20 protein-coding genes, 1 tRNA gene and 1 pseudogene are annotated in these 23,923 nt (G+C 58.4%); 12 read left to right on the top strand and 10 right to left on the bottom strand.

All coding sequences use genetic code 11. The annotated features are described in order from the left end of the window. The first annotated feature begins 254 nt into the window (after positions 1-254). Positions 255-989: an NYN domain-containing protein gene (locus tag JOE56_RS05875; RefSeq protein ID WP_239530380.1), complete on the top strand. Its 735-nt coding sequence runs from the start codon at positions 255-257 to the stop codon at positions 987-989. Positions 990-998: 9 nt separating this feature from the next. On the opposite strand, the gene JOE56_RS05880 is transcribed toward JOE56_RS05875, so the two are convergent. From JOE56_RS05880 to bioB, 3 genes are all read right to left on the bottom strand, one after another. Then, on the bottom strand, positions 999-1,844 hold the full coding sequence (locus tag JOE56_RS05880) for a hypothetical protein (protein ID WP_204515241.1): 846 nt from the start codon (positions 1,842-1,844) through the stop codon (positions 999-1,001). Positions 1,845-1,881: 37 nt separating this feature from the next. Further along, complete coding sequence (locus JOE56_RS05885) at positions 1,882-2,112, bottom strand: amphi-Trp domain-containing protein (RefSeq protein WP_204515242.1); 231 nt, start codon at positions 2,110-2,112, stop codon at positions 1,882-1,884. A 143-nt stretch (positions 2,113-2,255) separates the two neighbouring features. Beyond that, positions 2,256-3,647, bottom strand: coding sequence for a biotin synthase BioB (bioB, locus tag JOE56_RS05890; RefSeq protein WP_204515243.1), 1,392 nt, complete (start codon positions 3,645-3,647; stop codon positions 2,256-2,258). A gap of 180 nt (positions 3,648-3,827) precedes the next feature. On the opposite strand from bioB, the gene JOE56_RS05895 reads away from it, so the two are divergent. The 5 genes from JOE56_RS05895 (at position 3,828) to JOE56_RS05915 (ending at position 10,359) form a co-directional block, all read left to right on the top strand. After that, positions 3,828-5,285 carry an APC family permease gene (locus tag JOE56_RS05895; RefSeq protein WP_204515244.1) on the top strand — a complete coding sequence of 486 codons (1,458 nt, stop codon included), beginning with the start codon at positions 3,828-3,830 and terminating at the stop codon, positions 5,283-5,285. Between the two features lie 64 nt (positions 5,286-5,349). Further along, on the top strand, positions 5,350-6,966 hold the full coding sequence (locus tag JOE56_RS05900; RefSeq protein ID WP_204515245.1) for a serine hydrolase: 1,617 nt from the start codon (positions 5,350-5,352) through the stop codon (positions 6,964-6,966). A 266-nt stretch (positions 6,967-7,232) separates the two neighbouring features. Next, positions 7,233-8,570 carry a Fic family protein gene (locus tag JOE56_RS05905; protein WP_204515246.1) on the top strand — a complete coding sequence of 446 codons (1,338 nt, stop codon included), beginning with the start codon at positions 7,233-7,235 and terminating at the stop codon, positions 8,568-8,570. A gap of 73 nt (positions 8,571-8,643) precedes the next feature. Next, positions 8,644-9,552, top strand: a complete 909-nt coding sequence (locus JOE56_RS05910; protein WP_204515247.1) for a DUF2268 domain-containing putative Zn-dependent protease — start codon at positions 8,644-8,646, stop codon at positions 9,550-9,552. Positions 9,553-9,579: 27 nt separating this feature from the next. Further along, positions 9,580-10,359 carry a MerR family transcriptional regulator gene (locus tag JOE56_RS05915; protein WP_204515248.1) on the top strand — a complete coding sequence of 260 codons (780 nt, stop codon included), beginning with the start codon at positions 9,580-9,582 and terminating at the stop codon, positions 10,357-10,359. Positions 10,360-10,421: 62 nt separating this feature from the next. Here the strand turns inward: JOE56_RS05915 and JOE56_RS05920 are convergent, their stop codons facing one another. The 3 genes from JOE56_RS05920 to JOE56_RS11245 form a co-directional block, all read right to left on the bottom strand. Then, entirely contained in the window at positions 10,422-11,588 is a 1,167-nt protein-coding gene (locus JOE56_RS05920) for a GTP-binding protein (protein WP_204515249.1), read from the bottom strand. Positions 11,589-11,710: 122 nt separating this feature from the next. Next, positions 11,711-12,199 (bottom strand): DUF4411 family protein, encoded by a 489-nt coding sequence (locus tag JOE56_RS05925; RefSeq protein WP_204515250.1) that lies wholly within the window; start codon positions 12,197-12,199, stop codon positions 11,711-11,713. After that, positions 12,199-12,987, bottom strand: a complete 789-nt coding sequence (locus tag JOE56_RS11245) for an ImmA/IrrE family metallo-endopeptidase (RefSeq protein WP_338028630.1) — start codon at positions 12,985-12,987, stop codon at positions 12,199-12,201. Before JOE56_RS11245 ends, JOE56_RS05925 begins: the two co-directional genes overlap by 1 nt. Before the next feature lie 524 nt (positions 12,988-13,511). Between JOE56_RS11245 and JOE56_RS05935 the strand changes: the two genes are divergently transcribed. The 3 genes from JOE56_RS05935 to JOE56_RS05945 are packed head-to-tail and all read left to right on the top strand — an operon-like array spanning position 13,512 to position 15,869. After that, entirely contained in the window at positions 13,512-14,138 is a 627-nt protein-coding gene (locus JOE56_RS05935) for a hypothetical protein (RefSeq protein ID WP_204515252.1), read from the top strand. Then, positions 14,135-15,397, top strand: coding sequence for an NAD(P)/FAD-dependent oxidoreductase (locus tag JOE56_RS05940; RefSeq protein ID WP_204515253.1), 1,263 nt, complete (start codon positions 14,135-14,137; stop codon positions 15,395-15,397). The genes JOE56_RS05935 and JOE56_RS05940 overlap by 4 nt, the downstream gene beginning before the upstream one ends. Positions 15,398-15,401: 4 nt before the next feature. Then, positions 15,402-15,869: a DUF488 domain-containing protein gene (locus JOE56_RS05945; RefSeq protein WP_204515254.1), complete on the top strand. Its 468-nt coding sequence runs from the start codon at positions 15,402-15,404 to the stop codon at positions 15,867-15,869. A 149-nt stretch (positions 15,870-16,018) separates the two neighbouring features. On the opposite strand, the gene JOE56_RS05950 is transcribed toward JOE56_RS05945, so the two are convergent. Next, complete coding sequence (locus JOE56_RS05950; RefSeq protein WP_204515255.1) at positions 16,019-18,565, bottom strand: ExeM/NucH family extracellular endonuclease; 2,547 nt, start codon at positions 18,563-18,565, stop codon at positions 16,019-16,021. Between the two features lie 212 nt (positions 18,566-18,777). Here JOE56_RS05950 and JOE56_RS05955 point away from each other — a divergent pair, with 212 nt between their 5' ends. Next, positions 18,778-19,197, top strand: coding sequence for an arsenate-mycothiol transferase ArsC (locus tag JOE56_RS05955; RefSeq protein WP_204515256.1), 420 nt, complete (start codon positions 18,778-18,780; stop codon positions 19,195-19,197). A gap of 115 nt (positions 19,198-19,312) precedes the next feature. Beyond that, entirely contained in the window at positions 19,313-20,314 is a 1,002-nt protein-coding gene (gene arsB, locus JOE56_RS05960) for an ACR3 family arsenite efflux transporter (protein ID WP_239530381.1), read from the top strand. A gap of 52 nt (positions 20,315-20,366) precedes the next feature. Here arsB and JOE56_RS05965 read toward each other — a convergent pair whose 3' ends face one another. Further along, on the bottom strand, positions 20,367-20,999 hold the full coding sequence (locus tag JOE56_RS05965) for a DUF6891 domain-containing protein (protein WP_204515258.1): 633 nt from the start codon (positions 20,997-20,999) through the stop codon (positions 20,367-20,369). A gap of 197 nt (positions 21,000-21,196) precedes the next feature. Beyond that, positions 21,197-21,583, bottom strand: coding sequence for an iron chaperone (locus JOE56_RS05970; protein WP_204515259.1), 387 nt, complete (start codon positions 21,581-21,583; stop codon positions 21,197-21,199). 367 nt (positions 21,584-21,950) lie between these two features. Here JOE56_RS05970 and JOE56_RS05980 point away from each other — a divergent pair. Further along, positions 21,951-23,187 (top strand): annotated as a pseudogene (locus tag JOE56_RS05980) (IS3 family transposase). 450 nt (positions 23,188-23,637) lie between these two features. Here the strand turns inward: JOE56_RS05980 and JOE56_RS05985 are convergent. Then, positions 23,638-23,721: transfer RNA gene (locus JOE56_RS05985), tRNA-Leu, on the bottom strand. Positions 23,722-23,923: the final 202 nt, after the last annotated feature.

The following is a 23,923-nucleotide window of genomic DNA, read 5'->3' on the forward strand; positions in this document are numbered from 1 at the left end:
AAATACAACCGGGCTGTAGCTGGTGGTTGGTATGCGACTGTGGATCGCGCATTGCCGAAATCTTACAAGGTTTCGGGGCTCCTTCATTGTCTGAATCTTGGATGCATGGAGCTTATGCCATAAAATATGACACATCAGCTTCAGCCGTTGACCCTCCACGATAAGGAGAGCGCCGATGACTGAAGCTTTTCTATAACGATGGAGTTATGGTGAAAAACCAGAGGCGTTCAAAAAAGCAAAGTCACCGACTACCTATGCGTGCAATCACGACCGCAATTTTGGTTGATGGTGGGTTCTACAGACAGCGTGCATTAAGACTGTTCGGAAAAAAGACGCCCGAAGACCGCGCCAAAGAGCTTGCAGAGTACTGCCGTCGCCATATTGCAGCATCCCAAGCATGCTTGTATCGAGTCTTCTATTACGACTGCCCGCCGTCAGAGAAAGTGGTTTTTCATCCACTGACTGGGGAACACGTCAATTTGGCGAAAAGCGATCAATACAGGTGGGTTCGATCGTTTCATCAGCAGCTCGTGCGGAAGCGAAAGTTTGCTTTCCGGCGGGGTGAAGAGCTTGAGTCGCAAAATCACTTTTCACTCAAGTACGACAAACTGAAAATACTCTGCAGTGGCAAAATTTCAGTTTCTGATCTGAAACCTGAAGACTTTGATTTGGATATCACGCAAAAAGGCGTTGATATGCGAATCCGTTTAGACATTGCTTCACTTGCTGAACGGAGACTGGTCAATCAGATTGTCATGATTTCCGGCGATAGCGATTTTGTTCCTGCTGCCAAGCATGCGCGTCGCTCCGGAATTGACTTCATTCTGGATCCAATGTGGGCCAAGATTACTGACAGCTTGAACGAACACATTGATGGAATCCGAGAGTGCGTCCGTGCCGAACCACAGAATCGCAACGACCCGCTCCACGTTGAGTATCGTTCTGAGTCTGGCAAGTCTGAATTAGACACGTGTGAAGATGACTACTAACCAAGCGCCCTACGGCAGCTGAAGACCGTCGATATCGACCTTGGTGCCCGCCTTCAACCACGCTGGGCTGGACGTGTAGATGATGCTGAACGGCACCTCGGCGCCTTTTTCCGTGAACCACAGAACCACGGGCCCGCGCTCGCCAAACGTGCGCTCCGGCGGAGGTGTGAGCGAGGCACTAGCGAACATGGCCGTCTGCGCGATCACACGAGCTCCCGTCTCATCGAAAGCCGCCGCGAACTTCTGCAGCACACCCGTCAGATCCCAGTCATCAACGTGGCTGACCTGGGGTGACGCCATATACGTGAGCTGCTGGGCAGGGATCGTGACCAGGGCGGTGTAGCGCTCAGCCTTCTCCCACCTGTCTCGCGTGCGCAAAGCCAGATCGGTGAGCGCGCGGGCATCGGCGCTGGTGAGCTCGTTGGGAAGTTCCGCGAACCACACGGTGAGGGCCTCGTCGTTCTCAGTGAGCATGTCCACGCAGGTGACTCGCGTGTCACCCATGTCAGCGACGGCCAGGCGGCCCAGATCCACCCCGTACTTTTCCTCACCCGTGTAGTCCGTGAAATCGACCGCCTTGGGTGTAAACGTGCCCCGGTCCCAGCGCAACCGGCGGGTGTCCACGGTGGCCACGACCGAGGTGGGAATTCCCTCCGCTGGCTCGGTCGCCACCGTGGCGAGCTGGGTGAGGATGGGAGACTGCGTGCCGGCCACGTTGGGCAACAGGTGGACGGTGCCACCGCGGTCAGACAAGGCCTGGGCGGCCAGTCGCAGGCTCACCGGGTCAAACGCGGCCACGCCACCGTCGATGGGGAGTTCCGTGTCAACGTTTTCGAGGTCGTACTTCAGGCTCACGCAGTTTCTCCTGTCCGCGAGTTGCGTCTACAAAGGCTTACTTCCAGGCGAGTTTGACCTCGATTTCGGACTTCCCGCCCTGCTTCACTTCGATTTCGTACTCGTAGCTAACGGTGTCGGGGACGTCTACGGTGACGTCGTGGTCGCCCGTCTGCACGCGCACTTCGTTCTGGCGTTCGATCGCATCGGCGAGTTCGCGCAACTTCTTCGCCGCCTGCTCGCGGGTCATCGATTCTTCTGATTCGTGTTCAAACAGTTTTTCGCTCATGCCGATATTCAATCAAGCGAGTCTGAACGGAAGATGTCCCAGCGAATTGAAGGAGTCCCAGCGGCCCACTCTCGGCACGGGAACCGTCGGTAACGGAACCCTCGGTAAGGGCGGGCCGCCTGAACATGCGCGTTGGGTGGGAGTTATGCGTTGGGTGGGAGGTCGGTGCCGGCACCTCGGCGGCGGATCACTGGAACGGTGGGCGTTCCCGGTACCTCTCCGCGGCTCTTGGGGCACCCGCCCGAGGTGGGAGCGGTTCCGTTTGCCGCCTCGGCGGAGGTTCCCGCAGGGATCGCACCCGGCTGACCTGCAGACCCACCGGCCTGCGCACCAGCACCACCGGCGCACGGCAAACCAGCCCCGGCCACACCGGAAGCCCCGCCAGCAGGGCCGGTCCCACCAACCTCAGTGCCACCCTGGGTGCCGTTGACCGCAGCCAGGTGGGCGTTCTTGCTGGCCAGGATCTGGTCGCGCAGCGCCTCGGTGTCCTCTTGGCCCAAGATGGAGAAGCCGCCGTCCACAATCATGTCGAGGTCGGCGATGGCGTCTTGGCCTTCACTGGTCAGGTAGTCGCCCAGGAACAGCGAGTTGGCCACGTGCAGGCTCAGCGGCTGCAGCGTGCGCAAGTGCATTTCACGTCCACCGGCGATGCGAAGTTCCTTGTCAGGGCACATGAATCGCACGGCAGCCAGGATGCGCATCGAGTGCTGTGGAGTCAGGTGGTGCACGCCTTCCATGGGGGTGCCTTCGAATGGGATGAGGAAGTTCACGGGGATCGAATCGGAGTCGAGTTCGCGCAGGGAGTCGATCGCTTCGATGACCTGTTCGTCCGATTCGCCCATACCCACGATCAGGCCCGAACACGGCGACAAGCCCCCAGCCTTCGCCTTCTTCACGGTGTCCGTGCGCTGTTCAAACGTGTGGGTGGAGCAGATTTCTTCGTAGTTCGATTCGGCGGTGTTGAGGTTGTGGTTGTACGCGTCTACGCCGTATTCCTTGAGGCGTTCGGCCTGGTTGTCCTTGAGGAATCCCAGGCACGCGCACACTTCCAGCTGCGGGTTGTTGTCCTTGATTGACTTGGTGATTTCACCCACCCGGTCGATGTCACGGTTCGACGGCCCGCGTCCGGAGGCCACGAGGCACACGCGACCCGCGCCACCTTCCATCCCGAAGGTCGCCTGGCGGGTGGCGTCCTTGGTGCTCAGCCACGAGTACTTGAGGATTTCCGTGTCAGATCCCAGGCGCTGTGAGCAGTACCCGCAGTCTTCGGGGCACAGGCCGGACTTGAGGTTGACCAGGTAGTTCACCTTCACGGTCATGCCAAAGTGCTTCCGGCGCACTCGTGCCGCGGCGGCGACGACGTCAAGGAGGTCTTCGTCGGCTGTGCGCAGGATGGCCAGCCCCTGTTCCGAGGTGGCAGGGGTCCCAGCGAGCACCTGCTTGGCAAGTGCGTCGGGGTCGATGGGGGCAGGGGAGTGCGAGGTTACAGTGCCCGGCTCGGCTGATGTGGCCGGTGAAGCGTTATCTACAGACATGGAACAAGTCTTGAACACTGTTCAACCGAATGCAAGTGGGGTGCGGTGTGCGTCGCCTGCGCATCCCGCTCTGCAGTACCAAGTTTTAACAGGTGAAACTTTTCATTCGCGATGTATATTCTGGGGTGTGACGTAGGTAATATCGATCGGTCACTGTCGACCCACAAGAAGGACATAAACATGGCGGAACTCAAGAAGTCGCTGAACATGTTTCAGCTCTTAGCCTTCGGCGTCGCCGGCGTCGTGGGCACCAGTTGGATTTACACCAACTCCAAACTCTTTGCCGAATACGGTGCTGGCGGTGTGGTCTTTGGTCTGATTGCTGGTGTGCTGCTGGCTGCGTGCGTGGCGCTCGCATACTCGGAACTGACCACCACGTTCCCGCGTGCCGGTGGTGAGGTGGTGTACTCCTACACCTCCATGGGCCGAGGTGCCGCATTCCTTACCGGCTGGATGCTGTTGGGTGCGTATGTGTCGTCCTTGGCGTTTTACGTCACCGCGTTCGGATTCCTGTTGGCGAAGTTCGTGCCGTGGGTCAACACGATCCCGCTTTACACCATTAACGATGAAACCGTGTATCTTCCGGTCCTGCTCATTGGTATCGCCCTCACCGCCGTCTTCTTCCTGCTCAACTGGTTTGGGATCGAAGTGGGCGCGCAAGTGCAGATGGCCATGTTCGCTGCGATCGTTGTGATCGGTGTGGCGCTGGTCGTGGTCGGGTTCACGACCGGATCACCGCAGAACTTCTTCCCTGCCTACGCGCCTGATGCGCAACCGGTGGCGGACACTCTACGCTTCATCATCCCGGGCATGACTTTCTTGGCAGGTTTCGGTCTGGTGGCTGTTTTAGCCGAGGATGCGAACATGTCCGCGCGTAAAGTCGGCCGCGCCGTGGGGTTCACCGTGCTTGCAGCGGGAGGTTTCTACTGCCTGGTGCTGGCAGCTACCGCTTGGGTTCTGCCGTGGCAAGACGTGGCAGAGATGGACTTGGGAACCGTGTCGGCCTTCCGTGAAGCTGGGTTCGCTTGGCTGGGTGCTGGTGCCTACCTCATTGCGTTCTTGGGTCTGCTGACAAGCTTCCTCGGGCTGTTCGTAGCCAGCTCCCGCATCATGGTGGCGATGGGGCGCGCCCACTTGCTGCCACCTCGGCTGGGGGATATTGACCAGCGCACAGGAACCCCGCGCAAAGCCCTCATTGCGACCGCGGTCGTCACGCTGGGACTGGGATGGTTGGGACCCGGCGCGGTGGTGTGGTTCCTGGACACCGGAGGCGTGTACTTGGGGATCGTATGGTTCATGGTGGTGTTGGCGAAGTACCTGATGCCTCGGCGGTATCCGGAACTGGAGCGCCCCTACCGCACCCGGTTGAGCTTCCTGCCCGCGATCGGTGGAGTGGGTGCGCTGCTGGTGATCGTGTGGGCGATTGTGCCGGGTACGGGATCGTCGCTGGTGTGGCCGTCGGAGTACATCATTCTGGGTGTGTGGTGTGCGATCGGTGCCGTGCTCTATGTGGTGGCGTCCAAGAAACAGATCAGCCGATCCGAAGGTCTCAAAGCGCTTTTGGGTGACTCGTACGCTCACCTTCACCGGCACGAGGTCGAGGCTCAACAGCGCAAGACGGAGCCGCCACAGAAGTAAGCGCAAACATCAGCCCTTACGTCCATAACTGAAACACTCGCTCCTACTTACGAAAGGATTTACTGTGTCATTCGCCCCGTCCGTGCTCACTCAGGTGTGCGAAGAGTTAGAGGCTGAGGCATCAGCGGGAGGTGTCACGCAACTTGCCTACGGGATTGTGTCCGGTGGCCAGTTGGTTGCTCAGCGTGACCCGGATGCGATTTTCCGGATCGCGTCCATGACGAAGTCTTTTACGGCGGCGACGGTATTGGGCGTGTGCCGAGGTGTCATCCCGGTGACGGGTGTGGCACCTTCGTTGGATGACGAGTTGGTGGACTGGTTGCCTGACCTGCGGGAATCGGCGTGGGCTGACGGGATGACGGTGCGTGATGCGTTGACCATGTCGACTGGTCTACCCAATGACGACCCGTGGGCGGACCGCTTGGAGTCCTTGAGCGACGCCGGCATGCGTGATCTGATGAGGCGGTCTGCGGGCACCAACTTCGTGACGGGTACCGGGTATGAGTACGCCAACTACGGGTATGCGTTGTTGGGTGCGTTTGTGGAGGCGGCCACGGGCCGGGAGTTTACCGAGGTGGTCGCCACTCATCTGCTCACGCCCCTGGGGTTGGAGTCCACAGGGTTTGATGTGCGTGAGCTGGACCAGGACAGGCTGGTTACGGGGTATCGGAAGAATCTGGCGGGCGAACTGGAGCCGCAACCGTTCACGTTGCCCGGTGCGTTTTCGGCGATTGGTGGGTTGGCGTCCTCGGTGAGTGATGTTGCCCGTTGGATCAGTGTTCTCATGACGGCCGTGGACGGAACCGCGGTAGCAGGTGAGTCGGCTGGTGACGCCGCTGGGCTGGCTACCGCGGCAGGTGAGGCCAGCGGGGAAGGTGGGAACGACCTCGGCGGTTTTCCCTTGGGTGCCAACCCGCGCGAGCAGCGCGCGTGGCGCCGGATTCTGGCCGACCTGCAACAAGCGCACCGGCTCATCAGTGTCACGCGCAACGAACGTGACGCCGTGGTGACCGCGGGTTACGGGTACGGGCTACGGTGTTATTTCGACACGCAGCTGGGGCACAGTGCCGGGCATTCGGGCGGGTACCCCGGGTTTTCGCTGCACATGAGGTGGCATGCGGCAAGTGGCACGGGGGTCGTGCTGTTGGCGAATGTGACTGGTTTCCCCGCCGAGGCGGTCGCCACCAACGCTTTAGACGCGCTGGTTTCGGATGTGCGCGACCGAGGTGACGGTTCGGTTGCGTGGCCCAGGGCTGAAACGGTGGAGGCGACTCCGGCACGCAAGGGTGCGGGTGCCTCTGGGGCTGGTGTCGTGTATGCGGTGGACCCGGTGTGCAGTTTTGCGCCGTCTCAGGTGGCGCGTGAGCGGGTTGCGCAGGCCGAACGGATGATTGCTGCGTGTGATGATTCGGGGGCTGACCAGGTGTTTTCGGCCAACATGGACATGGATGTGCCCCGGGCTGAGCGCCTGACGCACTGGGCCGAGGTGCGTGAGTACGTGGGCGGTGAAGGTTCGGTGGCTGCCGGGCTGGAAGGCGTTGAGGTCACGTGGATCAATGCGCACGAGGCCACCTGGAAAGTGTGGGGCGAGGAGCGTGACGGTCAGCAGTGTGGGCGCGAAGTGACCATGAAACTTAACGCAGCCGGGCTGATCCAAAAGCTAAAGGTGAAGAAGCTTTAGCTGGGTAGTGTTTTCAACTTCCCACTTAACTTCCCACTCGACTTAACACTTTGGGAAGCTGAGTGGGAAGTTAAGTGGGAAGCTGTGGGAAGTTCGAAAATTCGACGCGGAAAGGCTTCCAAGCCACCTTTCCAAAGATCGTGTTTAACCTGGGCGGGATGAGCTAGAAACCAAAGGATAATGCTTATCCTTTGGTGTACGCGCGCTTAATCCAAGGATAGACATTATCCTTGGATTCAATGGTGGTTGATGAAAGGCTTTCGCGTATGTCTTGGTCAGTTGGGGAGTGGACTCCGCCCGACGACGAGCGGCGTCCACGCGACCGCTGGGGCGGGACGTACTGGTCGTATCAACCGTTTTCGCTCATTGAACCTGACTGGCGTATTGATCCCGAGGCGGCTACTGAAGCCAGTCGGGTAGAAAGACGCATCCGAGCTCAGAAGTTCCATGAGTCAACTGGAAAGCTCGAAGCAATATCGCGTTACCTCCTGCGGAGCGAAGCAGTATCGAGCTCCTACATAGAGGGCCTGCGCTCTAATGCTCAGAACATTGTCTTCGAAGAACTCAAGCGGCTCGAGCGCACCGGGACTGTCGTTACCAACTCCGGGAACACCTCGGCGGCGGCTGAAGTTGCGGACAACATCGCCGCACTCACAAGCGCTGTTAATCGCCTGGGCGCGGCGGAGAGCATCACGTGGTCCGACATTGAGGCGTTGCAGGCAGAACTTGTGCCCGAGCTGAGTCAGCCGGGTACGCGCGACAGACAGAACTGGGTGGGTGGCAGCGACATCCACCCAGGTCAAGCGGAGTTCATTCCGCCCGCACCGGCGGATCTCATGCCGGCAGTGCAGGACCTGGTGGAGTTTATGAACGGCGCGGCGACGGGTTCTCTTATTCAGGCTGGAATGGTACACGCGCAGTTCGAAACTTTGCACCCGTTTGCTGATGGCAATGGGCGTATTGGGCGAGCGCTCATTCACACTGTGTTGGTTCGCGGTGGTCTGACGGAAGGTTCGGTGTTGCCGATCAGTCAGGTGCTTCTGACCCGTTCAGATGAATATGTCACCGGGTTGATGGCTTTCCGTGGCATCCCGCATGGTGCCGATTTGGCTACCGAGTCTGAGCCTGCGCGTGAGTTAAGCATCAGTGAAGGCGTCAACGCGTGGCTTGCGCACTTCATCTCTGCGGCAGATGACGCTGTGAATTTAGCGACCGCGCTTAAGGCTGAGCTCGATGAGTTTGACCGTGATAGCCGTGAGATCATTGCGGCCCATGCGCAACGGACCGGGACCAGAATTCCTCGAAGCGATTCAACCGTGTGGAAGATCCTCGATGTGTTGCCGAAACTTCCAGCGTTGACGATCGATGTGGCCGCTCGGCTGACCGGCACAACAGCAACGTCGGCGCAGAGCGCCCTTGAACACCTTGTGGTGGCCGGCGTTTTGGAGAAGCGAAGTGTCGACAAGGGTAAACGCGGATACGTGTCTAACGACCTCTTGAACTTGCTGAACTCAACTCAGCGGAAGTGGGCGAGCACACGGTTCGATACACGAATAAGCCCACCGGGAAGGCCAGCGCCGGGAAGTCTGCCTGAGAGGCGCTAGTTGTAGTGACCGGGGACGTTGATTGAAGCGGTGGTTGACCTTGTCCCAGCGTCAATGTTTACAGTCAAGCGTTATGACCATTTCATTGATTGACAGCGCCTCTGCGATGGCGCAGATTTTGGATGTAGCCCCCGATCTGCGGGCGGATCTAGTGAGAGAGATGTGGGCGCCCATGGCCGGCATGTACCACTTCATTCCTGACGGGCTAGATATGGCGTCCGTCCACCGTCAAAACCTCGGTTTCGACTGGGAGAACACTACGGACCAGCTACACGAGGGTTTGAAGGTACTGGTGGAGGCTGATGCGTGGAAGCGAGTCGCTGGGGCGCTTGAGGCGGGAGTCGCCGCTTTGCAGGACGCCGATCCGAGCGTGATCGTGCCGGATCTCAAGGTGTTGCTCCTGCTCGGCGATCCAACCAACGACCATTTTCTCAATGAGGTTCAGGGCTTGTCGGGGTTCGGCGGAATCAGTGGCTACATAGCAATCACGGTGTGGCCCACCCAGCGCGTCCTCGACCGGCTCGAAGCCATCGCCGTCCATGAGCTCCATCACAATGTCCGCTATTCGCCCGGCGGTATCGTATGGAACCCCAACACAGTGACGGTTGGGGAGCACATCATCTCCGAGGGCCTCGCAGACACATTCGCCGCAGAACTCTACGGCGACACTGGATACACTCACTTCGTGGCGGATGCGACCCGCTCTGATGACCAGGTTCTTGCGAAGGTCGCGACCGGGCTTGATATCACCGGGATGCAGGACTTCGCGGCGTGGGTTCTCGGCGATGCCACAGCCCAACGTTTCGGTGGTTCGCCGGTGGGCCTGCCCACCGGCGCTGGGTATGCTGCCGGAGCGAGGCTGGTTGCCGCGTACGTCGAAGCCGAAGGCACGACCGCGGCGCAAAACGTACGTACCCCCGCGGCGGAAATCCTGTTGCAGGCTCTGCCTCGCCTTGGTCTTGCACCGTCCGGGCGCGGCTGACGACTAAGACGTGATGAGGAGTACGTGATGGAGTGGACCGTTAAGGAACTCGCCGAACGAGCAGGGATAAGCGGTCGCGCATTGCGCTACTACCATCGCATCGGGCTGCTTCAGCCCGACCGTGTCGGGTCCAACGGCTATCGCTACTACGGACGCGAGTCGGTCGCACGCCTACAGCACATCCTTCTCCTTCGAGACACAGGGATGGCTCTTACCGAGATTGCCACGGTACTCGACGCGCAGGATACCCCCAACGCTGAGATAGAAGCGCTTCAGGCCCACCTTCGGCGACTAGAAGCGGACAGGCAGACACTTGAGCGTCGCATTACCGCAGTTCAGCACACGTTGAAGATGCGCCGAGAAGGTCGCGCGCCTCAGATGGACGTGATGCTCCAGGGCTTCAACGATGACTACGAAGCCGAGGTTGTTGAACGTTGGGGACGCGACGCGTTCGAAGCATCAAATCAGTGGTGGCATGGTAAGTCCGTTCGCGAACAACAGACATGGAAGGCTGACACGGAGGCACTCCTGGCGCGCTGGCGCGAACTCCAGGAAGCTGGCCACGAGCCCGATTCCACAGCCGCCCAAGAACAGGCGTCCGCGCACATGAACTGGTTCGCTCAAATCCCTGGAACGCCAACACATTCCGGCGACAAAGAGAAGTCCACCGCGATGGTTCTCGGAGTCGCGGACCAGTACGAATCGAATCCCGATTTTCATCTGACTTTCGGTAGCGAGGCTGCTGCACGATTCGCTGCCGACGCGCTCCGCAATCACATAAGGCACCTGCCGGAACACCGTGGCTAAGACGGCGAGCAGGAACGCTGCGATGCGTTCAAGAACAGGTGGCCTGTACCGAACCTGACACGCTAACTGTGGAGTCGCACCAGGGTACGCAAACGCTCCAGCCCAGGGGAGGCGGGGCCGTGAGCGGGAAGTTCCGTTAGAGCGGTCCGGGTTGCCACCTCGGCGGTGTGTTCATCCAGGTCAGCGCCGATCACCACCAGCGCGCTCCCGGCCACAGTGTCTTTTGCGCGAGAAGCAAAAACGTTGGGCCCCACCGCCTGCACCACGAACGCTTGCGTGCCCCGGCCGGTGGGCACGGTGACAAACCCCTTCGCCCGATACGCACCCGGCGGAAGATTCTCAAGGAAGTCGAGAATCACCTCGGCGTTGACCGCCCCAGGCACCTCCACGGTGACGGAGTGGGCGTGCGTGTGGTCGTGAGCGGGTGCGTCGATTGCGGCAAGGCGCGCTTCGTCGCGCTCGCGGTAGGAGGCCATGAAGAGGTCGTGGAGGGGAAGTTCGGTTTGTTGCCACTGGGGGTTGGTGGGGTTGGTTTCCCCGGCCGAGGTGGTAGCGGCTTTGGTGTTGGGTCCGGATGAGCCGTCAAAGAGGAGGTGCGGGTCGATCCTGCCCAGGACGGTGCCCACGACGTGTGCGCGAGGGTTGCGACTGTGCACACGGTCGCGGATCTTGCTCATGTGTGCGTCGCGCTGACCGGGTGGAATCAGGTCGAGTTTGTTGACGAGCAGCAGGGTGGCCACTGCATAGCGAAGAGGTGGGATGCCGCCGTGATCGACGGTGGAAAAGTGTTCGGACGCGTCGATCACGTCGATGACGCCGCCTAAGCGGAAACGACCTCGGCCCCAGCGGGAGACCAGGCGGGCTAAGGTGAGTGGTTCGGCGAAACCGCTGGCTTCAACCACGATCGCGTCGAGTTGATGTTTGGGTGCGGCCATGGCGGCGAGGGCGTCCTCGAGGCCACCGGCATCGGTGAGGCAACAGATGCAGCCGCCAGAAATGGCGACTGGTTCGTTGACCTGATTGCTGATCAGTCCGGCGTCGATGTTGAGTTCACCAAAGTCGTTGACAATCACTCCCACTCGCGCGCTGGGGTGACGGAGCAGGTTGTTCAGCACGCTGGTTTTGCCGGCACCCAGGTAGCCGGTCAGCAGGATCACCGGGACGGGTGAGCGCACGTGGGTGAGGTGCGTGGCGGAGTGGGTGCCGTGGCCCTGGTTCGTGTGCGTCACGCGATACAGGGTAATGAATCGCTAGTGTGGGGGCTACCAGGTGCGGTGATGGGACATGCTTGGCGGTGAGTGTGCTCATGCGTTTGGTGGTGGCTACAGCGCAGGAACTCGCTCGCAGCTTACTAAGGCTGCAGAATTAGTCGCGCGCCAGTCTTTCTGAGCATCCCAAACGTATCGACAGTGTTTACTTTCATTGCCTTACACACGTCGGGTATGAGGATTCGTCTACGTGCCTTTGGTTGCGGTTTTTCCATGGTGACAATTGTGTGTCCGTGTGCCATGGCATACGCAATTAGTAGGTAATCGGCATGATTGCTAGTGAACTCCGTGACTGCCGAAGGCTTGAAATTCTGCGAATGTGCCCAGGTTGAAAGATGGGCAAAATGTTGTGTGGTTTGTTGGTCGATCTGCCTGAAGAATGAGGCATGGGTGTCTGCCCATTCGGCGAGCTCGTCATCGCCTACGAGAAGTTCACTACGCACCGCCTCGATACTGCAGGCAATAGATTGCTGATGAACCAGCTCAAGCCACGTCCAAAAACCAGGAGCGATATCAGCTGCGTAGTATCGGTTCTTGGCCTCGATGAAAACATTGGAGTCGAGCAAGTACATTAGGCAATCCCCAGTTCGCTTGCCATGGTGTCAAACGTCGAGCGTTTCTTTGTGCCTAGTAATTGATACGCCTGACGATATGCCGTGGACCCTTCCATAGCACTTGCAATAACGGCGCTGGCAAACGTGCGACTAAGCCGAGTGAGCTGAGTGTTGTAGAAATTACCCCCAGGTTTTGAAGGTTTTCGGGAGGCTAAAATCTCACCGATTCTCTTTTGTTCGGTTACATAGCGTGCGCGGTACTCTTCCCACGTAATCAAGTGGGCGTCGAAAAGCCGCTTGAGAATAACCAAGGTACTGACCTGGAACGTGTTGGACAAACGTTCGAGCTCCTCAACAGATTCTTCGCCGGAAAAGTCATGTTCTAGAGCATCGAGCGGTACTAGAACTTCGGCGGCAACCTGATTGCACCACTCTTCTTCACGCATGCCGTTTTCCAGGTGCGTGGAAGCGTCAGACAAGGCGCTGGAGCCCAGAATGATGTGTGCGAACTCGTGAATCAGGGTAAAAATCTGTGCCGCTTTTGTGTCAGCACCGTTGACGAAGATCAACGGTACTAAGGGGTCTGCAAGTGCAAAACCTCGAAACTCTTGCGGGTTGAGTTTACGGTGGGTGTTCGTACCAACAACGCCGTTGATCATGACTAAGACCCCAAGGCTTTCAATACGGTCAATTAGTTGGCGAATCGTCTGCTGCCGACTTAGGGCACTGTTGTGATCTAGGCTCGGCAGACCTAGCTTCTCCCTCATGTGACGTGCCACAACTGTAGCTGGTGTTGCAGTAGTCACGTGTGGGATGAGGCTTGGCGGTTCTACATCGTTCGTCTGCGCGTATGTGCGGTACCAGTCCTGTCGATCCTGACACGAATAAATCGTGTCGAGCAGATCCACCGAGGGCCGTGGTACTTGCTTATTGCCAAACGTTCGCATGTCGGGAATGGGGACGGTTTCTTCCGGCGGTTCCGGTAAGAACATGAGTCCTATGGGAGCATGAGTATCGCGAGCGAACTTTTCGAGTTGTTTTAGTGTGGGTTTTTTCACTCCAGCGACCCAGTCGCTAAAGTTTGGTGCGCGACTGATTGTAGTTTCGCGGTCCCATCCCGCTCGTTCGACTGCCCACTTCAAAAGCCTGGGCTGAACTTCAACTCGAACGCTCATCGTTTGCACCTCCCTTCATGACTCTGTGTAGTGTGCGTGCCTCTTCAATGCGCATAACTTTACCGGCCCAAAAACGGCAACACCGGGTTTTCCACAGGCCAGTGGCAACTAGACAAACCATTCCCTCATGGACCACATTTAGCTACGCTTTTCGTATGGGACTGACAACATCACTGATCCTCACAACAGAACCCGTAACGGCTGAGCAGCTCGAGGCCTGGGGACTGACCCCCACACAGGACAAAGGCGATCTGTGGACTGCATTCCATGACCCGGCGAACCAGTTCTTTGCGGTGGCACGCCCCAGCGACTGGACCATCCTGTGGGACCCGGAAATGCTGATCGCGCCCCACTTCGAAACCGACTCGATCACCCTGCCTGGCACCTGGCACGTCGCGAGCACCGTGTCCTCCATGAGCTTCGTGGATTACCGGGTGTTCGTCGATGGCACACTCGTCAGACACCTGCTTGCCGGTGATGAGGAGCTCAACGAAGGCACTCCGGTCGTTGATGAGTCTGCGTTCGTGTTCCGTGAGGAAGGTGGGGAAGAACCGGCCGAGGTGGATGGCGACCTGCTTATCCAAGAACTTCCGCGCGCCGCGGGTGCAGTGGGCTCAGGCGAAGACGTGTTTGCCGTTGAAGGGCAGTACTTCACGTACCAGAAAACTGAGCCGGACCCCAACGCAGAGCCGTTTGCGGACCCGCAAAGCGAGGGCGACCTCGGCGGCGGGGAAAAGCCCCAGAAACAGTCCTTCTTTGGCAGACTGTTTGGTAAGAAATGAGCTCGCGCACTACGCCTAACCTGCCCAACCCGCGCCCCACGCCCAACCAACAGTCGATCATCATCGTTGGTGGCGGAATCGTCGGCAGTTATCTGGCGTATGAGTGCGCGCTCGCCGGGTGGGAAGTGGACGTTTTTGACCCCCAGCCAGAGCCGGTCGCCTCGTACGCGAACGCCGGCATCATGGCGCTCAGTTACGCCCAACCTATGTCCAATCCGCGTGCTCTTGTCACCGGAGCCAGGGCCGTTCTTGCAGGTGGGGGAGGCATCGAGCTCGCCACCCCGATGCCACTGAGCACGCTGGGTTGGTTGTCGAAGCTCGCGTGGGCCTCACGCCCCGGACACGCCAAACGCCACATCCGCACCATCTACAACATGGCACGCACCAGCGTGGACCTCTACGCCGAACTCGAGCAACGCGAATCGACCGACCTGCACCTGCGCCGAACCGGCTGGCTCTACGTGGCCACCTCGCCGAAAGCCCTGCGCGCTCAAGCCCGCGAAGCCGCCACCGTGGCCCCCGCCGGGGTTCGTAGCCAGTTCCTCGACGCCGCTGAAACCCGCGCCTGCGAACCCGCGCTCGCCAGTGACATCGCCGGAGGAGTGTTCTACCCCGACGACGTTTCCTTCCACCCCGGCCACGTCACCGCAACCGTGCGCAACGCCGCCCAATCCCGAGGCGCCCGCTTCCACACAGCGACTGTCACCTCGGGGCGTGCAGCTTCAGATGGGAGAGTGGCGTGCGTGGAGACCGACCTCGGCGAGCACCACCGCGCCCGCCACGTCGTCATTGCTGCCGGTGCGCAAAGCGACGAGGTTGCCCGCCTTTTTGGCGGTCGCGTAGCGGTGGAACCCGGCGTGGGCTGGAGTGTGGAGATTCCCACTGACGGGCCGGTGGCCTCGCGGGCGCTCATGAGTATTGAGGACCACGTGGTAATCAACCCAGCGGCCACGTGTGTGCGTTTATCTGGTGGAATGCGGTTTGGCGGTAAGCCGCGTACGGCACCAACGCCTGCCGAGATTGACGCTCTGGTACGTGCGGCCACCCGCGTTGTCCCGGCGGTGGGTGAGCTGGACCGGGAGGCTGCGGTTGCGCGGATCGGTAGCCGTCCCATGACCGCGGACGGGTTGCCAATCTTTAAAGAAATCGGCCGAGGTGTCGCTGTCCTTACCGGTCACGGCACCTTGGGAATGACGTTGGCGCCGTTTACGGCTCGGCGGGTGTTTGATCTGCTGTGTAATGCCACGCGCCTAGACTGAAGTCATGAAACGGGTTGAAACAGCCAAGATCCATGACCTGCGATCCGGTGAGGTGGATTACCGGGGCACCGAAATCCTGGTAGACCGTTTGTGGCCACGCGGGGTGAAAAAGGACTCAGTGAATCTCCTCGCGCACCTTCCCAAGGTAGCGCCGTCACCTGAGCTACGTAAATGGTTTGGGCACGACCCAGATAAGTTCGAAGAGTTCAGTCAGAGGTACTGCCATGAACTCGGTCAACAGCTGGCCGAACTCAACGAAACTCAGGGCCCTCACCAACCGAACACCAGCGCGAACACTAACGCGGGCCCACGAAACATAGATATACCCGACGACGACCTCGGCCAACTATCCATTCTCATCGATACAGTGCGCACCAGCGACACCCCAGTGGTGCTTGTGTATGCAGCCAAAGACCGCACTCACAACCACGCCAACGTGCTCGCCGAGTGGCTCAACGAACACATTTCGTAGCAACGGCTTCACCGAAACACTCCGCGGAAACTGCGACGACCTCGGGCGGATAATGCCCGAGGTCGTCGCAGGTAGTCAGTCGACTTCTGTCAGAGTAGGGTCGGGCCAGCTGCCTGCGTGGCAGCCAACCAACCCGCCCCCGTATCCCTCTACTTCAAGTCGAAGTCCACGATCGTTGGGTCGTGGTCGGATGACCTAAACGGTGATGGGTCGTAGAAGTTGGTCACGTTGTAGTTGTAGCGGGAGTACTCCAGAGCCACGGACTCGCGCGAGTTGATGGTCCAGGTGTACGCCCCCTTCAACCCCTTGGCAGCGGCTTCGTTTGCCAGCACGTGGTCCAAGCTGCCCAGCTGACCGCCGAACACGTAAGTCGGCTCAGCTTCAAACTTTTCGCCTGCGTCAACGTAGCCGGCCTTGTAGAACTCCTGCATGGGGTCTTCCTGCGTGTAGGAGTTGAAGTCACCCAACAGGAACACGTTGTTAGTCTGTGCCTTCTTCTTCATCGCGTCAGCGAACGTGACCAGGGCCTTAGCCTGCTTCACACGGTCAGCGTTGGAGTTGCCCTGACCGTCACCAGAGTCCTCGTTGCCCGGTCCTTTACCTGAACCCTTCGACTTGAAGTGGTTCACGACCGCCACGAACGATTCCCCCGTTGCCTTCCCGTCCTTCTTCAGCACGAACTCCTGCGCCAGCGGTGCGCGCGCGTTCGAGAACGCCGGGTCATCCAGGATCTCCGAGGCGCCCTCAGTGTCCGCCAGCGCCGGCTGGTAGATGAAGCCGGTGCGGATCACGTCGTCACCTGTAGCTGGCACCGACTTAGGCGACGTCACAGCCGCCCACTTGCCGTACCCAGCCTGCTTGTTCAGCTGACGCACCAGGTAGGTGATCGCGAAGTCGCGGTTCTTGCCGAACTTCTCCGAGTTCTCCAACTCCTCCAGCGACAGCACCGCAACGTCCATCTGGTTGATCGCGTTGAGGATCTTGATCTGCTGGCGGCTCAGCGACTCGAGGTTCGCCGCACCGCGCGCGTCACAGCCTCCGTTGACCGTGACGGGGTTGCCTTCGCGGTCCTTGTAGTAGGAGCAGCCGTTGAGCTGGTCACCGGTGGTGGGGAAGAAGTTGAGCACGTTGAAGCTCGCGAGCTTCCCGCCTTGCAGTTCGGGGGACCCGTGGCGACTGTTGCCGAACTTAGCAGGTTCGTCGACCCCCGCCTCGGCGTCCGTGAGTGCCCCCACAGGCTGCAAGCGCCAGGCTTCGTGGCCGTAGCTGAACACTGCCGCCGAGGTGAACGTCACCTCAGCGCCGACCCTCACCGGCCGTTCGTTGTCCAGGTAGGAAACCGGGGTGCCCTGGCCCTTGGTGAGGAAGTTCAGGGTGGATCCGTCGTCCAGCAGGTAGCTGCGCTCGCTGTTGCGTTTAGCGAGGTCGGTGGCTTCCTTTGAGCCCGGACGGAACTTGTCCGTGGGCTGGTAGAGCGCTTTCTTGCCGTTGACGAGCGCAACTTCGCCGAACTTATTCGTCGAGTAGTTGTCCGTCACCGTGATGTCGCCGGTGGGCTGTACCAGCATGCCTTCGAGCGATTCGCGGTTCTCGTCACCGGTTGGGATTTCGCCTTCGAACGGTTTGACTTCCGGTGCCGCTTCCTTCAGCTGCTTCATGCCACCAGCCTTCACGGAGATCTGGGTGAGCCCGTAGAACTCGCTCACTTGCCCGTTGACCTGCACAAAGTCGCCACGCTTGACGTCCTTGACGGTGTCTGAGGAGTAGACGAAAAGCCCGTCAGATGGCCCGCCGAGGTCGTGCTCAGCCCCTCCTGTCCCCGGGGTTTGGATGTAGTACCCGTTGAGCCCACCGGTGGGGTAGGTGGCGGTGACGATTCCGCGGGTGGTCACGGACTTGCCCACCATGGGGCTCTTGTCGCTGGTGCCCTGAATGTCGCGGATCGGTGTCACGTCACCTGGTTCGCTGGGGTCTGGGGTCGGTTTTGGAGTTGGTTCAGCAGTGGGCTCGTTTGTTGGTTTCGGGGATGGTTCTTTCGTAGGTTCGTCGGTCGGCTTAGTTGTCGGCTCGTCTGTTGGTTCAGGTGTGGGCTCTGGTGTGGGCTCCGATGGGTTCGGGTTGCCTGCCCCTTCAGGTAGCGTGCCTGGGGTGGGGTTACCTTCGACCCATTTCCCGTTGATCAGCGCGATGGACTTCCCCTTGCCGGCGGTCGCGCCGGTGGAGGTGGCGCGGTTGCCGGCCAACACCTCGGGCGTGTGGGCGCTGGACCCGGCTTCTACGCCGGGCTTACCCGCGTTGCCACCGATCGTGTCAAAGGACACGATCTTGCTGTCAGGGCTGATCAAGAATGCCGAGGCGCCATAAGCTCCGTCGGTTTGCGCCCCGCTTTTGACGGTGTTGGTGATGGGGATGTCTACGGTGACAGCCCCGGACTCGCCCACGATGGTGTTGGCGAGCGTGCGAACGTTGGTGGCGTCTTGGACGGTACCACCTCGGGTGACAGAGCCGACCTTCCAGCCGTCCAGCTTGGTGCCTGCAGGGGCTGCGATTTCGATGAAGTCGCCGGTGTTGTCGGCGTATGCGATTTCTGAAATGTAGATTTTGTTAGCCGCCAGAGCTGGTAGCACAGGAAGTGCTACTGAAGCGACCACCAGGGCTAACACTGCGAGCAGTGAGCGGGTTTGTGTGTGCGACATGAGTGTCCAAATCGTCGGTGATGGGGGATGGGTGCCTGAGTTTTGACGTCTCGACGCTAATCGATTCCGCGCCCAGGTAGGTGGTGTGATGTTCAACCTCAGTTGAACAGTTGGTTACGTGAGGTGATCGGTTCGACAGTGTGTCGAGTGCCCGGTCATTACAATGACACTAGGTGTTTTAGAGTCGACCCATTCGCCATGTGAGGAAATCCATGAAGAAACCAAGCGTTCTTTTTGTGTGCGTCAAGAACGGTGGCAAGAGCCAGATGGCTGCAGCGTTGACACGCAAAAAAGCGGCGCACGCGATCGATGTGTTTTCAGGCGGAACCCAACCGGGGGATTCCTTGAATGAGGAATCGCGTAAGAGTGTTGAAGCGGTAGGGGCGTCGTTCGACGGTGAGTACCCCAAACCTATTGACCCTGATCTTCTTCGGTCGGTGGATCGTGTTGTCATCGTCGGTGGAAGTGCCAAGGTCGATCAGGTTGAAGGTATGCGTGGATCGGTCGAAACGTGGGACATCGCCGAACCTTCTCTACGAGGAATAGAGGGCGAAGAACGTATGATGCTCATTCGAGATGAAATCGGTAAGCGAGTCGATACCTTGATCGCTCAACTTACACCGCGCCGCTAAACTACACTTCTGCTTCAATATGAATCCTGTGTCTACGCCGTCTACACCGTCTGCATCTGAAACTCCAAAACTTTCCACACTAGACCGCCTGCTTCCAGTTTTTATCCTGTGTGCAATGGGGGTGGGTGTCGCTCTAAGCGTGTGGGTCCCTCAGAGTTCAGATTTTCTTAACCGTTTCAAGATCAGCGATATTTCGCTTCCGATTGCACTTGGCCTGCTCGTCATGATGTACCCGCCACTTGCAAAGGTGCGCTTCGACAAAGCGCGGGAAATCGCGCGCGATCGCAGATTGATGGTTCTTTCTCTGCTTCTCAATTGGGCGGCGGGGCCGTTACTCATGTTTGTTCTTGCGTGGGTGTTTCTGCCTGATGAGCCGGAACTACGAACTGGTCTCATTATCGTTGGTCTAGCGCGATGCATCGCCATGGTGCTTGTGTGGAGTGATCTGTCCTGTGCAGACCGTGAAGCAACCGCCGTGTTGGTAGCCATAAATTCAGTGTTTCAGCTACTCATGTTTTCGGTTTTGGGCTGGTTTTACCTGCAGATCCTTCCGGGCTGGCTTGGTTTGGACACGGCCAGTGTCGACTTCTCGTTTTGGGCAATCGTGAGAAGTGTTTTGATCTTCCTTGGAATCCCGTTGGCTTTGGGAGTCCTTTCGCGAGTATTGGGTGAGCGGCTGAAGGGAAGACAGTGGTTTGAAAACCACTTCATTCCACGTGTTTCACCGTTGGCCATGGTGGGACTTCTCTACACGATCGTTGTGTTGTTCTGTCTTCAAGGAACACAGGTTCTGAACAATCCGTTGAGCGTGGCGCGTGTTGCTGTGCCGTTGTTGGTGTATTTCGTGGGCATGTTTGCTGTAGCACTGATTGCGTCTCGTGCAGCAGGGATGAACTACGCGCAGAGCGCGTCGACGGCGTTTACTGCCGCGGGTAACAACTTTGAGCTTGCAATCGCGGTGACGATCGGCACGTTTGGTGCCACGTCACCGCAAGCCCTTGCTGGAACCATCGGACCATTGGTTGAAATTCCCGTTTTGGTTGGCCTGGTGTACGTGATGCGTGCGCTTGGCCCGCGCCTGTTCCCAGGGGACGCTTCGGTTCCGTCCCCGAGGTGACACCCACCTCGGCGGTGGGAGGCACGCTTAGCGGTCCGGTGGCCCTACCGGGTCACTGAGACGGGAAGTCGTCAGCGAGCGCGAGCTCAAAGCGCAGGCCCGAACATTCGATGCGCGCTCCCGTATTGCCGTCCCACACGGGGTGAAGGCCTTGTTCTTTAAGCACTTCGCACACTCGGTGGCCGATGGTGCGGGTTTCTTCTTCCTGCCCGCTGACGGCGGAAAAGCCTACGTAGAGTGTGCCGGTGTGAATGAGCCGGTCAATGTCTTGCAGGGTGCAGTAGGCGTAGCCGTCGGCGTTGATTTCGCGGGCTTTTTCTACGCCCTCATCTGCGGCTTCACCTTTGTCCCAGCCTTCGTCAAAGGACCAGGCGAGGTTGCGTTGTTTGAACGCGTCCTCAAGGCCCGCGATTTTTGTGGCGTCCTCCGAGGCATGCGGGACGGCCCGTTTGTACTCCTCGCTGACCATACGGATGAGCTTTTCGAGAGATTCCGGTTTGGGGTCGATGTCCGATTCCCGGTCCTGCCACGGGTCATCCTCAGGGTCTTGCGTGTAGTAGGCGTGCACCTCGTCGTAAGGGTCGCCATGGCACAGCATGAGCGCGATGTCTTGCTCGATGGTTTGGGGGAAGTAGGAGTCTTCAGATGGGGGATATGCAGAGTTCAGCATGGCATGAGGGATCATGCTTTGATCTTACGCCGGGGGGCTTTCGGTTGAGTTACCCAATTACTCAACTACCCAACACAGCTGACTGGATTGCCCCAAGTTGTGGTGGGTAACTAGCCGATTTTCACCCAAAAACGTGAACAAAACGAACAAAAGTGGTGTTTACTCAACGAATCGATTCGAGTTGTGGTGGGTAAACGGGTTCAGCCCGCTTCTCACGCGTCGTTAGGCATCCAGAAACTGGTGACGTCTTTCTTGGCCTCAAGCTGGTAGTCGATGAACGCGGTGGCCAGTTCGTAGTCGAACGGTTGCGTCCACGGGTGCCGGGTCAACATTTTGCCGTGATCAGTGCCCCGGCTTTTTAGCAGCTCTTCAAAGTGGATCATGGTGAAGCGTTCAGGAGACATTGCCATGTGCTTCGACGCGGCTGAAAATCCGATGATGAACGTCCCGTGGTGGGTGAACATGGGCTGGCTCCAGGCGATGCGCAGCTCAAGTTCTGGGTAGGTGGACGCGACCCAGTCGAGGACTTCGACCATGCGGTCGCGCTTGTCGTCTTGAGGAATCGTGTCGAGGAATTCGTCCAGTGTTTTCAACGCCATGGCTCAAACGTATATGAGAGATGCCGTGCCAGAGTTAAATCGCATGGCGGTGGGGTGTTAGTTGTGCGGGGTTCGCCTCCACTCAACTACCCAACACATCGAACTGGTTTTCCCCGAGCTGTGGTGGGTAATGAACAGATTTTGGGCCGAAAACGTGAACAAAACGAACTAAATTGGTAGTTAGTCAACACAGCATTTCTGGACTGCTCCCCATTAGTTGGACTGACGAGGATCAGTTGTTTACTAGTGAGGAGTATTTCTATGCGTGCAGATAGTACGTTGACTGCGAGTCAGCGGGAAGAGTTGGTGGCCTTGTTTGAGCAGGGTTTTAGCTACGGTGCTGCGGCTAATCGTGTCGGGGTTCGTCATGGTCCTGCTAAGAACTTGTACCAACGGTTTAAGTTGCGTGGCAGGCTATGTCTTGTGAGGAAACGTAGAAAGCAGGAATACTCCTTCGAGGTTAAAAAAGCAGTCGTTGAGCGTTATCTCGCTGGAGAGGCCCAGCTGGATATCGCTCGTGAGTTTGGTTTGTGGTCTGATCAGCAGGTTAAAGATTGGGCAGTGAAGTGGCGTAAGGGCGGCGATGAAGCGTTAAAACCTAGGCCCAAAGGCCGACCAAGAAAGTCAGGCAAGCCGAAGGTGCTTACTGAAGAAGACGCGCTACGGCGTGAAAACGAACTGTTGCGGGCGGAGAATGCGTATCTAAAAAAATTGCGGGACTTAAGGGATCAGGGACACGCCTAAAGGTCCAGGCGATCGTCGCCCTTAAGTCTGACCACCGTTTAAGCGACCTTTTGTCTGTTGCCGGTATGGCCAGATCGACATTTTTCTACCACCAGAAACGTCTCACGAGCCCTGATAAACACGCAGTCCTTAAGACCGCGATTCGGCACAGCTTCGAGTCCAACAAGCACCGTTACGGGTACCGCCGCGTGTGGCGCGACCTGCGCAACAAAGGCTGGGTAGTCAATCACAAGCTGGTATACAAACTCATGGACCAGATGGGGCTGAAAGCCAAGATCAGGCGCCGTCGATCGTATGTCTCCTACGCGGGCACGGTCAGCCGTATCGCCCCAAACATCCTTGATCGCAACTTCACCCGGGATAAACCCAATACCGCCTGGGTCAGTGATATCACCGAGTTCAACATTACCGGCCGCAAAGTGTACTTGTGCCCGGTCATGGACCTGTTCGACCGCACAATCATCTCCCACACCGTGTCAACCTCAGCAGCGACAACATTTGCCGTGTCATCGCTGAAAGAATCGATCACGGCCCAGGCCCCGGAACCTGGATGGATCATACATACCGATCAAGGATTCCAGTTCCAGCACATAGCCTGGCGCACCTTGGTCGAAAAACACGAGGGCAAAGTATCGATGTCTCGCAAGGGCAACTGCTACGACAACGCCGTAATAGAGAACTTCTTTAGCCACCTGAAAACAGAGATGTACCACGGCGAAACCTTCAACAACATCAAAGAGTTCACCAACGCAATCGATGAGTACATCAACTGGTACAACAACCAACGACTACAAGAAAGACTCAAAGGCCAAACACCCATGCAATACCGAAACCAAACCCTTCAAGCCCTAACCGCCTAAAATAAAACCAGTCCAACTTTCAGGGGCAAGTCCAGATCCAGTGTGTTGACTACACACCCTTTTTGTTCGTTTTGTTCACGTTTTCGGCCCAAAAACAGCCAGTTACCCAACACATCACACGAAAAACAACTCACGTGCGGTGAGTAACCCGCGATAACCGCATTAACACGCGGGGCCTCCCCCACCTCGGCCCCTAGAACGCATTTGGATACACTCCAATTTGTGGACTGTAGCCAAACAACCCCAAAACACCCCTAAATAGTGACCCACACCACAGTTTTAGGCTCTTTTGGCTACACTCGAGCCCCAGCATCGAACTCGACTGTAGCCAAATGACGCATCCCGGCGACTCCCGCACAGGCGACTCCCCGACCCCGGGCAACGCGATTTCGCACGTAAACACAAAAATTTCGGGGCCTCACCAACAGGTGAGACCCCGAAAAAATTTTGTGCGCGAGGGGGGACTTGAACCCCCACGATCTTGCGATCACTGGCACCTGAAGCCAGCGCGTCTACCAATTCCGCCACTCGCGCGAGCGACAAGTGATAACTGTACACGTACAGGCTACAAACAACAAAATCCAGTGCTTTATCCAACTAATTGGCTACCATAAACATTTGAAGCACTGGTGATAGCGCCATGCGGCCATGCGGGAGCATTCGCACACACAGCTACACACAGCTATACACAACTGAAAGCACAGGCACAGGCTGATGAGCGAAACCATCCGCACGT

The sequence above is a fragment of the Brevibacterium paucivorans genome (genome assembly GCF_016907735.1).
Classification (GTDB): Bacteria; Actinomycetota; Actinomycetes; order Actinomycetales; family Brevibacteriaceae; genus Brevibacterium; species Brevibacterium paucivorans.

Coding starts and splice junctions, on each gene's coding strand:
- JOE56_RS05875 (WP_239530380.1), top strand. CDS start 255: ATGCGTGCAATCACGACCGCAATTTTGGTTGATGGTGGGTTCTACAGA.
- JOE56_RS05885 (WP_204515242.1), bottom strand. CDS start 2,112: ATGAGCGAAAAACTGTTTGAACACGAATCAGAAGAATCGATGACCCGC.
- bioB (WP_204515243.1), bottom strand. CDS start 3,647: ATGTCTGTAGATAACGCTTCACCGGCCACATCAGCCGAGCCGGGCACT.
- JOE56_RS05895 (WP_204515244.1), top strand. CDS start 3,828: ATGGCGGAACTCAAGAAGTCGCTGAACATGTTTCAGCTCTTAGCCTTC.
- JOE56_RS05905 (WP_204515246.1), top strand. CDS start 7,233: ATGTCTTGGTCAGTTGGGGAGTGGACTCCGCCCGACGACGAGCGGCGT.
- JOE56_RS05910 (WP_204515247.1), top strand. CDS start 8,644: ATGACCATTTCATTGATTGACAGCGCCTCTGCGATGGCGCAGATTTTG.
- JOE56_RS05915 (WP_204515248.1), top strand. CDS start 9,580: ATGGAGTGGACCGTTAAGGAACTCGCCGAACGAGCAGGGATAAGCGGT.
- JOE56_RS05925 (WP_204515250.1), bottom strand. CDS start 12,199: ATGTACTTGCTCGACTCCAATGTTTTCATCGAGGCCAAGAACCGATAC.
- JOE56_RS05935 (WP_204515252.1), top strand. CDS start 13,512: ATGGGACTGACAACATCACTGATCCTCACAACAGAACCCGTAACGGCT.
- JOE56_RS05940 (WP_204515253.1), top strand. CDS start 14,135: ATGAGCTCGCGCACTACGCCTAACCTGCCCAACCCGCGCCCCACGCCC.
- JOE56_RS05945 (WP_204515254.1), top strand. CDS start 15,402: ATGAAACGGGTTGAAACAGCCAAGATCCATGACCTGCGATCCGGTGAG.
- JOE56_RS05950 (WP_204515255.1), bottom strand. CDS start 18,565: ATGTCGCACACACAAACCCGCTCACTGCTCGCAGTGTTAGCCCTGGTG.
- JOE56_RS05955 (WP_204515256.1), top strand. CDS start 18,778: ATGAAGAAACCAAGCGTTCTTTTTGTGTGCGTCAAGAACGGTGGCAAG.
- arsB (WP_239530381.1), top strand. CDS start 19,313: ATGGGGGTGGGTGTCGCTCTAAGCGTGTGGGTCCCTCAGAGTTCAGAT.
- JOE56_RS05965 (WP_204515258.1), bottom strand. CDS start 20,999: ATGATCCCTCATGCCATGCTGAACTCTGCATATCCCCCATCTGAAGAC.
- JOE56_RS05970 (WP_204515259.1), bottom strand. CDS start 21,583: ATGGCGTTGAAAACACTGGACGAATTCCTCGACACGATTCCTCAAGAC.